General features: G+C 47.9%; 11 protein-coding genes and 1 tRNA gene. 3 read left to right on the top strand and 9 right to left on the bottom strand.

All coding sequences use genetic code 11. From position 1 onward, the window contains the following. The first annotated feature begins 202 nt into the window (after nt 1-202). From gntK to AC3WT9_RS31095, 3 genes are all read left to right on the top strand, one after another. Nucleotides 203-1,732: a gluconokinase gene (gene gntK, locus AC3WT9_RS31105; RefSeq protein WP_445935377.1), complete on the top strand. Its 1,530-nt coding sequence runs from the start codon at nt 203-205 to the stop codon at nt 1,730-1,732. Between the two features lie 276 nt (nt 1,733-2,008). After that, nucleotides 2,009-3,397, top strand: a complete 1,389-nt coding sequence (locus tag AC3WT9_RS31100; RefSeq protein ID WP_341380306.1) for an MBOAT family O-acyltransferase — start codon at nt 2,009-2,011, stop codon at nt 3,395-3,397. Nucleotides 3,398-3,434: 37 nt separating this feature from the next. Then, nucleotides 3,435-4,874, top strand: a complete 1,440-nt coding sequence (locus tag AC3WT9_RS31095) for a stalk domain-containing protein (RefSeq protein WP_341089123.1) — start codon at nt 3,435-3,437, stop codon at nt 4,872-4,874. Between the two features lie 100 nt (nt 4,875-4,974). Here AC3WT9_RS31095 and AC3WT9_RS31090 read toward each other — a convergent pair whose 3' ends face one another. From AC3WT9_RS31090 to AC3WT9_RS31050, 9 genes are all read right to left on the bottom strand, one after another. Further along, complete coding sequence (locus AC3WT9_RS31090; RefSeq protein WP_341089122.1) at nt 4,975-6,174, bottom strand: acyltransferase; 1,200 nt, start codon at nt 6,172-6,174, stop codon at nt 4,975-4,977. A 162-nt stretch (nt 6,175-6,336) separates the two neighbouring features. Beyond that, on the bottom strand, nt 6,337-6,858 hold the full coding sequence (locus AC3WT9_RS31085) for an acyltransferase (protein WP_341089120.1): 522 nt from the start codon (nt 6,856-6,858) through the stop codon (nt 6,337-6,339). Beyond that, nucleotides 6,855-7,508 carry a pyrophosphatase PpaX gene (gene ppaX, locus AC3WT9_RS31080; protein ID WP_341089119.1) on the bottom strand — a complete coding sequence of 218 codons (654 nt, stop codon included), beginning with the start codon at nt 7,506-7,508 and terminating at the stop codon, nt 6,855-6,857. Before ppaX ends, AC3WT9_RS31085 begins: the two co-directional genes overlap by 4 nt. Nucleotides 7,509-7,515: 7 nt before the next feature. Continuing rightward, on the bottom strand, nt 7,516-8,547 hold the full coding sequence (lgt, locus tag AC3WT9_RS31075; RefSeq protein WP_341089117.1) for a prolipoprotein diacylglyceryl transferase: 1,032 nt from the start codon (nt 8,545-8,547) through the stop codon (nt 7,516-7,518). A gap of 12 nt (nt 8,548-8,559) precedes the next feature. After that, on the bottom strand, nt 8,560-9,498 hold the full coding sequence (hprK, locus tag AC3WT9_RS31070; protein WP_038584597.1) for an HPr(Ser) kinase/phosphatase: 939 nt from the start codon (nt 9,496-9,498) through the stop codon (nt 8,560-8,562). A gap of 301 nt (nt 9,499-9,799) precedes the next feature. Beyond that, nucleotides 9,800-10,921 (bottom strand): ABC transporter ATP-binding protein, encoded by a 1,122-nt coding sequence (locus AC3WT9_RS31065; RefSeq protein WP_038584594.1) that lies wholly within the window; start codon nt 10,919-10,921, stop codon nt 9,800-9,802. Nucleotides 10,922-11,028: 107 nt separating this feature from the next. Beyond that, entirely contained in the window at nt 11,029-12,123 is a 1,095-nt protein-coding gene (locus AC3WT9_RS31060) for a PucR family transcriptional regulator (protein WP_341089115.1), read from the bottom strand. A gap of 109 nt (nt 12,124-12,232) precedes the next feature. After that, nucleotides 12,233-13,303: an NAD(P)/FAD-dependent oxidoreductase gene (locus tag AC3WT9_RS31055; RefSeq protein WP_492408633.1), complete on the bottom strand. Its 1,071-nt coding sequence runs from the start codon at nt 13,301-13,303 to the stop codon at nt 12,233-12,235. 41 nt (nt 13,304-13,344) lie between these two features. After that, nucleotides 13,345-13,417: transfer RNA gene (locus AC3WT9_RS31050), tRNA-Lys, on the bottom strand. Nucleotides 13,418-13,501 lie beyond the last annotated feature (84 nt).

The following is a 13,501-nucleotide window of genomic DNA, read 5'->3' as shown; positions in this document are numbered from 1 at the left end:
ATGATCCATCCTTTTGCGTCAATAAAACCTTACACCATAGACAAAATATCTTAACCACCAGCCTGAGGTTTACCTGAATTTTGCCTCAGCGTATACCGGATAATATAATAACCTTATATAATTGTACTTTATTCCCTGCTTCCAGTGTTCCAAGTATCTATTTTCCAATAGAAAGAAGGACTAACCGTTGAATACATCCTATATGATCGGCGTTGATATTGGAACCACCAGCACTAAGGCAGTCCTCTTCGAAGAAAATGGCCGAATCGCAGCACAGTCCAATCAGGGTTACCCGCTGCACCAGCCCTCCCCATCTGTGGCTGAGCAGGATCCGTTACAAATTATGAATGCAGTAACCCAAACCATTGCGGCGGTGATGCGGGACAGTGCTGTCCCCGCTGAAGCGGTGCTGTTTGTCTCTTTCAGTTCAGCCATGCATAGTGTCATTGCCATAGACAATACGGGCAAGCCCCTTACCGCCTGCATCACATGGGCGGATAACCGCAGCGCTGCTTGTGCTGCCCGTCTTAAGAACGAGCTCGGGGGACATGAATTATATTTGCGTACAGGAACCCCTATTCATCCGATGTCTCCGATCACCAAGCTGATGTGGCTTGGCGAAGAGCAGCCGGAGCTTTTTCGCCAGGCCTATAAATTCATTTCCATTAAAGAATATATCTTCGCCAAACTGTTCGGAGAATATGTGATCGACCATTCCATCGCTTCTTCTACAGGCATGTTCAACCTGGAGAAGCTGGATTGGGATGAAGAGGCACTGAGCATTGCCGGCATTACCAGGGAGCGCCTGTCGAGCCCCGTCCCTACCACCCATATCATGCAGGGGCTGCTCCCGGGGCTGGCAGCAGAACTGGGCCTGCTCTCCTCTACTTCATTTATTGTCGGCGCCAGCGACGGGGTCCTCTCTAATCTTGGGGTAGGTGCCATACAGCCTGGCGTTATCGCTGCCACGATCGGAACCAGCGGAGCGATCCGCACCGTAGTGGACCGTCCGCTTACCGATCCCAAAGGGCGAATCTTCTGCTATGCCCTGACCGAGAAACACTGGGTCATCGGCGGTCCGGTGAATAACGGCGGCATGCTGTTCCGCTGGGTACGTGATGAATTTGCCGCCTCCGAGGTGGAGACTGCCAAACGCCTCGGCATTGATCCCTATGAAGTGCTGACACGCATTGCCGAACAGGTGCCTCCCGGCAGCGGCGGATTGCTCTTTCATCCCTACCTGACTGGAGAACGCGCACCGCTATGGAATCCGGACGCCAGGGGCTCCTTCTTTGGCCTGACGATGAATCACCACAAGGAGCATATGATCCGTTCAGTGCTGGAAGGGGTCATTTTCAATATGTACACCGTGCTGCTGGCCATGGAGGAGCGCATTGGCCGCCCGAACAAGATTCTCGCCACCGGCGGCTTCGCCCGCTCTGCCCTGTGGCGGCAGATGATGGCCGATATTTTCGATCAGGAGGTTGTCGTTCCGGAGAGCTTTGAGAGTTCCTGCCTTGGCGCAGTTGTGCTTGGTCTTTATGCTATCCGGCGCATCGACTCCCTTGATCATGTATTCGAAATGATCGGCTCCACCCATCAGCATCAGCCGATCCAGGAGCATGCCAAAGTGTACAAGCAGCTGCTGCCCATCTATATTTCCGTCTTCCGTAGTCTGGAAAGTCAATATGAGGCCATCGCCGGGTTTCAGCGTGAACAGTCGGGGGAATAAAGGAGTACTGGCTGATGATACCGGCAAGATGTTATACATTCGGCAATCTCATATCTTTGAATAGATCTTCCTGATATCGGCTCGCCTCAATGTCACTTGACAAAAAAACTAAAATATGGAATATTTGCCGCACATCGTTTTTTGTCAATTTTCAGGATTATTTCTTATTATTTGCCGTGTAAGGACTTACCCGCTAGACGTTTTTTTAGTATATTGAAACTTAGGGCCATAGACCAGCTATTTGAAGTCGAAAATTATGAAGAGGTGTTTGAAGAAGTGCTGTTTAACTCTTACGAATTTATATTTATTTTCATGCCGGTTACTGTGATAGTTTATTTTCTATTAAATCGCTTTCGTTTGATCTACGCCAGCAAGCTTTGGCTAGCGCTTAGTTCCCTTTTCTTCTACTGCTGGTGGGATGTGCGCTACCTTCCGCTGCTGCTGGGTTCCATCGCCTTCAACTATTTTATGGGCAGAACCATCTCCCATATGCAGAATGCCACAGAACGAAAGCGCAAACTAGCTTTGGCTTTCGCCATCATCATGAATCTGCTGCTGCTTATCTATTATAAATATGCCGATTTCTTTATCGGCAATGTCAACGCTCTGTTCGATACAGATGTTCCATTGCTCAAGATCGTGCTTCCGCTCGGAATCAGCTTTTTCACCTTTACACAGATCGCTTACCTGGTCGACGCTTATCGCGGTAAGGCAAAAGAATATAATGTGATCAGCTATGTATTGTTTGTAACCTTTTATCCGCATCTGATTGCAGGTCCGATTCTCCATCATAAGGAGATGATGCCGCAGTTCGACCGTTTACGGGGCAAACGTTTTGATTACAGCAACGTGGCCAAAGGCCTTTTTCTGCTGAGCATTGGGCTATTTAAGAAAGTGGTTATCGCCGATTCATTTGCACCCGTAGCCAGCAATGGATTTGATGTGTTGTCCCAGTTGAATTTTATTCAAGCCTGGACAACCTCACTTTCCTACACCCTTCAGCTCTATTATGATTTCAGCGGGTATTCGGACATGGCGATTGGTGTTGCCCTGCTGTTTAATATCATTTTGCCCATCAACTTTAATTCACCATACAAATCCTTGAACATTCAGGATTTCTGGCGCCGCTGGCATATGACCTTGAGCCGCTTCCTGCGGGAGTATATCTATTTCCCTCTGGGCGGCAGCCGTAAAGGAACTACACGCACCCATATCAACTCCATGCTGACCATGCTCATCGGCGGTCTCTGGCACGGGGCGGGCTGGACCTTTGTCTTCTGGGGATTCATGCATGGATTTGCCCAGTTTATCCACCGGATTTGGCAAAAAGCCAACATCAAACTGCCGAAATGGGTAGCTTGGTTTATCACTTTCCAATTTATTAATCTTACCTGGGTTTTCTTCCGGGCAACCAGTTGGGACAATGCCATCAAGGTGTTGAAAGGAATGGTCGGCCTTAACGGAATCGGCATCGCTTCATTGGACAAGACGATTGTATTGGGACTGGCTGTCTTCATGATTGTGGCTGTGCTATGCCGCAACTCCATGCAGATGCTGGAAGGATTCAAGCCGGGCTGGAAAACCGCCATTTTTGCCGCCGCTTTGTTCTGTATTGCTGTCGTCTATTTCAACAAAATCAGCGAGTTTCTCTATTTCAGCTTCTGATCCCGGCCATTTCAACTGATAAAGGAGATTTATTGAATTGAGGCATAAAAAAACGAAATACAAAAAATTTATATTTCAATTTATAACTATGGTTATCGCGTTCGCTGTTCTGATTGGTACCTTTAGTTATATTGTCGATCCCTTGCAGTTCTACCGCAAGGCCAGCTTCTATACTCCTAAACTATCCTGGCAGGAACGATACCAGAACCCAGGTCTAGCCCGTAACTACAAATATGATACCATCGTTCTCGGCAGCTCCATGACGGAGAATTTCCTCCCCTCTGATGTAGGCGAGAAGTTGAAGGGCGACGTTCTTAAGTTGTCTATTGAAGGCTCGACCATCGGAGAGCAGTATCAGACTGCAAAAGTAGCCTTCAAAACAGGCCAGGTCAAACAAGTATTATGGGGAATCGATTATTTCGCCTTCCGCACTAACAATGCAACCGGGAATGAAGAATTCCCCGCATATCTGTACGATAGCAATCCGCTTAACGATTACAAATATGTCTTCAATGAAACTAATATTAAGTCGGCGCTTACAGCCTTGAGTAAGTCAGAAGGACGAGCCAACCTGCAGCTGTCATCGCTTGAACTACTGTACAACTGGGACAAGTCAGTTACCTATGGACGCGACTTAGTCATTAAGAACTGGCAGTCAGCACGGAACAAGGAGGTCGCGTATGGAAATAATGAGGATCCGCTGGATTCTGTTAAGCAAACCTTTGATGAGAATGTGATCAGCATAGTCAAAGCCCATCCGGAAACGAAGTTTTATTTCTACTATCCGCCATATTCGATTCTGCGGCAGCAGGTCTGGTATAAGACCAACCCGGAACGCTACGGCAACCAGCTGGAAATGAAACGTTATATGTTCGATAAGCTTAATTCCTATTCCAATGCTAGTATTTATGAATTCCAGACAGATAGCGACATCACCTATAACCTTGATCTTTACAAGGATCTGTCCCATCACTCCGGCGTAGTTAATTCCTTAATCGTGGATGGAATCTCTAAAGGAACCCATCTGGTCACAGCAGATAACCTGGAACAGGGGATCCAACTGCTGAAGCGGCAGGCTGAGAATGTAATCGTTAATACAGAGGAGGGTACAGTCTATTCCATAGATCTCTCTCTGAACGGTGAGCCGCAAAGCTTCGGTTTCCTTCCGCCAACGACTGGGAATGTCATTATGGCTCCTCTCAAGCTCTATGCGCAGATGCTGGGGATTGCCTTCGATTATGATATCGATAAGAAATTGATTACTCTCGCCAAGGGAGACAGCGTTGCGGAACTGACTGTAGGTTCGGACGAAGCCCTGCTCGATGGACAAACGGTCAAGCTGGCTGCCCCCGTTGAGAACAAGATCGGGATCATGGCCGCTCCACTGGAGTCCATTCCAGCCTTGTTCGGAGGTTCAGTCACTTTGGGGCAGGAGAAAGACAAGCTGCTTGAAGTTGATATCACCTTTGGGAAGTAAGGCATACACCCGTAACTGTTCGATCCTAGTGCCCGATAACCGGGAACATCAAGCCATTGGCATTCTTCATGCGGATGGCTTTTTGCTGTTTAAACACTCGCTAAGCCTTTCCGTGGCTATTATCCAAAGTGAGCACTGCTTCCGGCTCCCGCTTAGGTTGAGGTGCAAGCGAGCGGGGAACACTTCCGAATGCGATCCAGGACCACCGGATTCGGCGGAACGAGATCTGAACGACCACCCAGCTTACCCCCAGAGCCACTATAAGCCCTCCATGTACGAATAATACATAGGCCAAGGAATCCAATGGAATGTTATACCGGAACCGGCGATACAGCACCAGAATGAGCGGATGGAGCAGATACACAGCAAAGGAGATTTCTCCTAGCCTCGTCATAAAGGCATTAACCCCGCGGGAAGCTGTGCGGTATATCAGGAAGGTGGCATGGAGCAGTACAAGCGCCGATAACATAGAGTGAACATTCCAGAACAGCTCGTACCACAGCGAGTTGACCCAATGGCCAAAATGCCGGCCTTGATACCATAGATGAATCTGAATGAAGGCCGCAGCGAGCCAACTGCCCCATAGCACAAGGGTCTCTCCGGTTTGTTTGTTGGACCACGCTTTGAAGGGGCGTTCCAGCCAAGGCTTGATTTTGTCAAAATGAATCGCAAGATAAGCCCCCATCATGTAGTAAGCCATATACGTTGGAGCATAGCTGGCCTTATCCACAAGTTGCAGCTGATATTTATTCAGGAATACAAAAGCCCACTGAATGATGAGACCGGTCGGTATAGCCCAGGTGACCATTGTTTTTGATTTCTGCATCAGTTGCAGGATTAGCGGAAAGACCAAATAGAACTGAATGCTGATAAATACGAAGTACAAATGAGTATAGGCAGAGCCTGTAATGAGGGCGTACATAAAAGAGGATAGATTCGTTAACGGATCATCAAGTAATTGGCCGTTTATGTAGAGAACCAATAGATGATATCCGATGGAGGCCAGCAGATAAGGCAAAAGGATATACGTTAGTCTCCGGCGGTAAAAGTTAAGCATCAGCCCGCGGGTAACCGGACGGCCGTAGTAATTATAGAACAGAACAAAACTGCTAAGAAAAATAAAACAGGGGGTCCCAAATCTAAAAAAAATATTGACCCCGTTGATCCAAACATAATAAGGCGATTGAAGTGCCTGCTCTCCTGCTGCAAACGATGTGGCATGTACATGCAGTACACCGAGTATGGCCAAAGCCCGGAAAATATCCAACTGGGGCAGCCTTTCCTTTTTGATGGAATTCACTTTAAATCTCTCATCTCCTTCAGATTGACTATGCAAAGAGATACGATGCCTGTAACTTATCTGTCGCTGCTCCTCTATAACGAAAAAAACCGCCTTACGTAACTATACCCAAAAGACATCAAAATGCATCCTGGACAAGTAAAATACGTAAGCGGTTTGTTTCTAACTATAGTCCTCTGTACGGTCTAACCGTTCTGACGAGTCCTCCGGGCGCAGCTCCCGCAGCGGATTGCCTCCGACAAACGAGCCAGCCGCCACATGCTTATGCACAACCGAACCCGCCGCCACAACCGCGCCATCTCCGATCGTTACACCGGGAAGAATGGTTGTATTGGCACCAATCAGAACATTTTCACCAATAATGACTTCACCGAGCCGATACTCTTTAATCAGGTACTCATGTGCCAAAATGGTGGTGTTATAGCCGATGATGGAGTTTTCGCCGACCGTAATTTTCTCCGGAAAAAATACATCCACCATTGCCATCAGTCCAAATGCCGTATGTTTACCTACCTTCATGCCAAGGATCCGGCGATAAATCCAGTTCTTGAGCGGAAGGATGGGGCAATACCGGGCAATTTGGATAAAAATAAAATTACGGACGCCCTTCCATGGGCTGACCGTTCGGTAAATGTACCAGAGTGAATTATGCCCCTCCACCGGATAGCGGGTTAGGTTTCTCACGATTCCTTCGTCCCTTGCCGGACTATCTCATATAAATCCGTCATGTCGTGGATAATATAATCCGGCTCATATTTACGCAGCGTCTCTTCCCCTTTAAGTGACCAGGCTACAGCTGCTACAGGCACACCGGCCGCTTTGGCCGATTGGATATCTACAATGCTGTCGCCTACCATCAAGGTATGCTGCGGGTCAACATCTAAGTTGCGGATAGCTGTCAGCACCGGCTCTGGATGCGGTTTAGGCTCTGTCACATCAGTAACCGTTACTATAGTTTCCATATACTTCAGCAGATCGAACATCTCCAGTGCCTTGAGCGTAGTTGGACGAATCTTCGTCGTTACAATCCCCATTCTAATCCCACGCCGCGACAGCTCCTCCATCGTTTCATTCACACGCGGAAAAGAACCAATCAGCTCATCGTGATGCGCGTAGTTGTAAGAACGGTAGGACTTCTCCAATACGCTTGTATCCTCAAGGCCGGAGAACGCGCTCAGCTGCTGATGAAGTGTTGTTCCCATATGGGGGATAATCTGCTCCCGGGTCAGAGACGGAAGATTATTCTCCTTCAGCGCATGCATGAAAGAGCCAATAATCAGTTCATTGGTATTCACAATCGTTCCGTCCAGATCAAAAAGAACGCATTCTATCATCGGGTTACTACTCCTTCGGTTCCGCATCCTCAGACTTGACCTTGTCAGGCGGTGCCGCCTGCGGGGCTTTTTGCGGTGTGTTGACTGCATTCTCCGGGACCACAGAATCTGCCGCGACCGGCTTGGTGCTGACAATAGGATCGGAATAATGAGCCTTAGATTGGCCGGTTACCCGGCGCACAATAATAAGTACTACGGCAGCCACAATAATCAGCAAAGCGAGCAGCTGCGAGATACGGATATTTCCATAGGCAGGATCAAAGTACCCTTGTTCAAAGCCCATCCATTTCATCGGGCTCCACAGGCCGTTGACGAATGAAGCTACACCGCTGCTGCCGGTAAAGCCCAAGCTGTCAGTACGCAAGGCTTCAATGAAGAAACGGCCGATTGAATACCAGATAAAGTAGGATAAGAAGATTTCACCCGCACGGACAAACCTCTGGCGGCGAAGCACCATAAGGAGTAGAATACCCAGCAGGCTCCACAGAGATTCGTACAGGAAGGTTGGATGATGGAACGCATTTTCTATGTACATTTGATTGACGATAAAGTCAGGCAAATGCAGCTTATCGCGCAGGAACGACTCCTCTACAACCCCACCATAAGCCTCCTGATTGATAAAGTTGCCCCATCGGCCAATCATTTGTCCGGCCAGCAGTCCAGGCGCGCAAATATCCACAACACGCCAGAATGGGTACCCTTTATAGCGGAAATAGATAATGGCGCAAATAATGGCCCCGATTAAGGCTCCATAGATGGCAATTCCGCCGTTCCATATTTTGAAGACATCTATAAAGTTATCCTTATAGTCCTCCCATTTAAAAGCTACAAAATATATCCGTGCGCCAATGATTGCTGACGGCACTCCAAGCAGCAGCATATCCATAAAGAATTCCTGGGAAATATTAAACCGTTTGCCTTCCTGAATCGCGAGGAATAATCCGGCAAGTGCGCCGAACCCCAGGATCAAACCATACCAGTGAACGGGTAGTGAACCGATGGAGAATACAATGGGATTAATCGCTAATGAAAAAAACATTCTCTCACACTCCTAGTCCAGATCATCCATGTCTTCAGATATGGTAGCTGTAAGTTTATTGGTAAACTGCAGAGCCGCGTTAAAGCCCATTTGCTTCAAGCGGTAGTTCATGGCCGCAACCTCAATAATAACTGCAAGATTTCGTCCTGGCCGTACCGGAATCGTTACGAGAGGAACATCCGTATCGATAATCCGTGTTGTTTCTTCGTCCAGACCAAGCCGGTCATATTGCTTGTCCTGCTGCCAGGCTTCCAGCCGAACCACCAGCGTAATACGCTTATGATTGCGGATTGCGCCTGCACCAAAGAGTGTCATTACATTTATAATTCCGACACCGCGGATTTCGAGCAAATGGCGGATCAGCTCCGGTGCCGTACCATGCAGCTGGTTATCGGAGGTCTGGCGGATTTCCACGGCATCGTCCGCGATCAAGCGATGTCCGCGTTTAACGAGCTCAAGTGCCGTTTCGCTTTTACCAATGCCGCTGCTGCCTGTAATCAGCATGCCTACACCGTATACATCGCAGAGAACGCCATGAATGGTTGCTGTAGGAGCAAGTCTGCCTTCAAGGAAGCTGGTCAGTCTACTGGAAAAAATCGTTGTAGCCATCGAGCTGCGCAACACTGGAAGCCCCTTTTCGTTGCTGATGTCAATCAGCTCCTGCGGTACATCCAACGCTCTTGTAATGACAATACAGGGTGTATTATCCTTGCAGATCCCGCGGATCCGGCTCTTGCGCTCTTCCTCCGAAAGCATAGAAAAGAAGGCCAGCTCTGTCTTGCCCAGCAGCTGTACTCGTTCTTCCGGATAATATTCGAAATAACCTGCTATTTCCAGCCCGGGCCGATTCAAGTCATCCACTGTAATCGGTCTCTTCAGACCTTCATGCCCGGAAACAACCTCTAATTGAAAATGCTGTACCAATTCCGATACTTTTACCTTCTTAGCCATGTATGTCCGTCCTTTCGTCACCTAACGGTTATGTCCGCTTTCCTACATTTGGTTAACAACTCTTTCCATTCCATCCGTAGGTAATTCTCCTGCTATCTTAATTGATAATCCCCTTTAATGCAATCTTAATACCTGCTACCTTGCCCTTAGATCCATTGGTATATAAGGAGTTGAACCCAAAACCTGCTTATATTCTGCCCATCTATTCCTATAGCTTAGGAGGTCATTAGCGGAAGGCTCCAAGAAGACAAAAAAGCCGCCCTTTCAGGCGGCTTTCTTTAAAGGGAAAGATATTTCTATCTTAGCCCAACAATACGTTAAGTTCGGATTCTTTATCAAAGATGTGGATTTTGTTCATGTCAATTGCCAATTTAGGCTTGCTGCCTTCACGGGTAGTGGAACGTCCATCTACACGGGCAATTACAGTGTTGCTGCCCAGACCGCTCAAGTAAAGGAGCATTTCATGACCAAGGTTTTCCGTAACATCTACCAGCGAAGTGAAGATTGTGTTCGGGGAAGCTTCCAGGAATACTGGTTCTTCATGGATATCTTCTGGACGAACGCCCATGATCACTTCTTTGCCGATGTAGCCTTTGCTGCGCAGGATTGTAGCTTTGCCTCCTGGAACTTCAACATCAAGGTTCTCAGCGCGGAAGCGGACAGCGCCGCCAACATCGGACAGAGTACCATTGATAAAGTTCATAGTTGGGGAACCAATAAATCCGGCTACGAACAGGTTGGTAGGCTCATTGTACAGTTCTTCAGGAGAAGCTGCCTGTTGAATGATACCATCATACATAACTACGATACGGTCACCCATCGTCATAGCTTCTGTCTGGTCATGCGTTACGTAGATACAAGTGGTTTCAAGGCGTTTAACCAGTTTTGTGATTTCAGCACGCATTTGACCACGAAGTTTAGCATCCAAGTTGGAAAGTGGCTCATCCATCAAGAAGACTTGCGGATCACGGACGATAGCGCGGCCTAGAGCGACACGTTGGCGTTGACCACCGGACAGTGCTTTAGGTTTACGCTCAAGCAAGTGCTCGATATCGAGAATTTTCGCAGCTTCGCGAACTTTCTTGTCGATTTCTTCTTTCTTCACTTTACGCAGTTTCAAACCGAAAGCCATGTTTTGGTACACGCTCATATGCGGGTACAGGGCGTAGGATTGGAATACCATCGCGATATCGCGGTCTTTAGGTGCAACGTCATTGACTACACGGTCGCCAATGTACATTTTACCTTCGGAGATTTCTTCCAGACCAGCAATCATACGCAGGGTAGTGGATTTACCACAACCGGAAGGTCCAACCAGTACGAGGAATTCCTTATCTTTAATATCAAGATTGATGTCGATTACTGTTGCTTTATCGGAACCCGGGTATTTTTTGAAAATATGCTCTAAACGTACGCCTGCCATTGTATTTCCCCCTCGAGTTATTAGTTGATTATAAATAAATCGCTTTCTTGTACATTTATCTTACCCCAGACGTGCCTCGCTGGCTATTTGCAACGTTCACAAAAATCCTATTTTCTTTTCGTCACTTTATACAATAACATGGTTAACTTTACAATTGCTGCGTCGCCAAAGCTCCGTACATCGGCTCCGGTCTCCTGTTTGATCTTGTCCAACCGGTATAGGAGCGTGTTGCGGTGGATGTATAATTTTTTCGCGGTCTCACTGACATTGCAGTCCATCTCGAAGAAGGTTTCCAGCGTCAGCAGCATTTCCTTATCCGCCAGCACTGAAGTATAGTCACCGATCTGTCCTAGCAGCTGCCTGCGCCGCTCATCAGGGATACTGTTCACCAGCCGCTCCATGTGCAGCTCCCACGGGAGATGAATATAGTCGCCAACCTGAAAAATCCGTCCCAAAACAATCGTTTCCCGCAGCAGCGCAACCGAGCCTGTCAAACCTTTTACCGGGATGATCGCCGGTGCAACCGCCAGATGGAATACACCTACCCACTCACTGGCAATCAGCTCATGCAGCCCCATACAAGTCTGTGACAGCAGCTCATCTGCACTCTCTTCCTCATCGTCCTTATCATCCCCGCCGGTCAGTAATTCCTTGCGGGCTAAAATTAACCATTCCTTCTCCTGCAGGGGGATCAGCAATATTTCGTTCTCAAAATAACTACGCAGCAGCTTCATAAGCGAACGGTAAGAGATCTGCGGATTGTGGACATTCTCACTCACCAGCAGAAAAGGAATCATCTCGCCGAACAAACGTCCCTTCAGAGTGATTTCGTCAGGAATCTCTGCATCATTCTTCTCTTGCTCGAGCTGCGAATTCAGCCAGTTGCTCAGCTGCCGGGCCTCTACTTCTCCTTCTTCCTTTAACCCTGTGGCCTTGAGCGCGACAGCAAAATTCCGTGCCGCATAATTGACCAATTGCAATTCCAGAGCCGAAAGGCCATCCATCTCTACCCAAATCGCAGTTATTCTTCCCTCGTTCTCATACAATGGTACCCAGAGATGCCCTTCATGAGTGACCGGCTGATCCAACTCTTCTTTGCCTATGCCAAAAAGAGAAGCTGAATGCTGCCTCCCGAGTTGTTTGATTCCGGTTCTTTTTCCGGTGAGCTGCTCCAATTTTTGACGCAATGCCTCACTATCCATCGTCACCATACTCCACCACTTTTGCTCTTTTCGCCTATTTTATCATAATTCACAACATTATGCGGCCTGGTCCCTCCGATTACTAAGACACAATCGACAATTTGAGGAATCATTTATTTTGTTTTACTATTTCGCTATGTTTTTGCTTAGACAGCGGCAAGCTTACCGGGGATATCTTCTTTAACTCTTTATGCATCCAAATACCGGCTAACGCTCCCTCCCCCATTGCAACTGTAGCTTGCTCTGCATGAACAGCAACATCACCAGCCACCCATAAATGCTCTACATTGGTCATTAATGAACGCTTATCAGCTTCGATATGCTTGTTCTTATGAAGCTTCACCCCAAGCTCTGCCGCAAGTTCCGAATGTACCGCATTGTTCCCAAAGGCGATGAACCCTCGCTCTGCAAGCAAAGTATCTCCGCTCTCTAGGATTACCGCTTTAATGATTCCATCATTCTCTTCATCAATTCGAGCAACTGCTTCCTCTACGTATAAGATCCCTTGCTCATCAAGACGTTGGCGGTTTTCTGCCGATACCGGCTGGCATTCATGATTGATATAAGTCAGATCACCCGTACGCTCGCGCAAAACAAAAGCCATATCTGCCCCTGCGTCTCCTGAGCCCAGCAATAGGGTCTGCCGGTCCTGAATTTCGTAGCCATCACAATCCGGGCATACATATACCGTTTTCCCTAGTGTAGCTGCGAGCCCCGGCAGCTCAGGAAAGCGGTCCATTACACCTGTTGCAAGCAGCAATGTCTTGGAACTATAGCACTGATTCTCGGAACCGTTCAGCTGAAACAAACCATTTTGCTTCTCTGCCTTAGTAATCCTATCCGCAGCAAACTCCACACCGGCAACTTCAGCCTGTCGCCTCCCCCTTGCCCTAAGCTCTTCACCGGATATTCCCTCTGGCCAGCCCAATATATTATGATAATTGCGGCAAATGTTAGATCTTCCCCCTCCCGCGTCTATCACAAGCACATGGTGCGTAGAGTAACGTCCCAATTGAATCGCTGCCTGCAGGCCGGCAAAACCGCCTCCAACAATAATTGCATCATATATAACGGGAATCCCCTCATTTCTGCTCAGTGTTATAAACTTATAATTAAACGGAGACAGAAATTTTAAACTCGCTGTCAGCAATTTCATTTTCATGCGGTATGACGATAACACAAAAAAGCCACCACCCGAAGGTGATGACTTTCTGATTGGGATGAGCCATGAAGGACTCGAACCTTCGACACCCTGATTAAAAGTCAGGTGCTCTACCAACTGAGCTAATGGCTCATAAAACTGGTGGAGGCTGATGGATTCGAACCACCGAACACGTACGTGAGCAGATTTACAGTCTGATGCGTTTGGCCACTTCGC

Source organism: Paenibacillus sp. EB106-06-01-XG199 (assembly GCF_058791575.1).
Note: the sequence above shows the minus strand (reverse complement) of the source record. Positions and strands in the feature narration are given on the sequence as shown.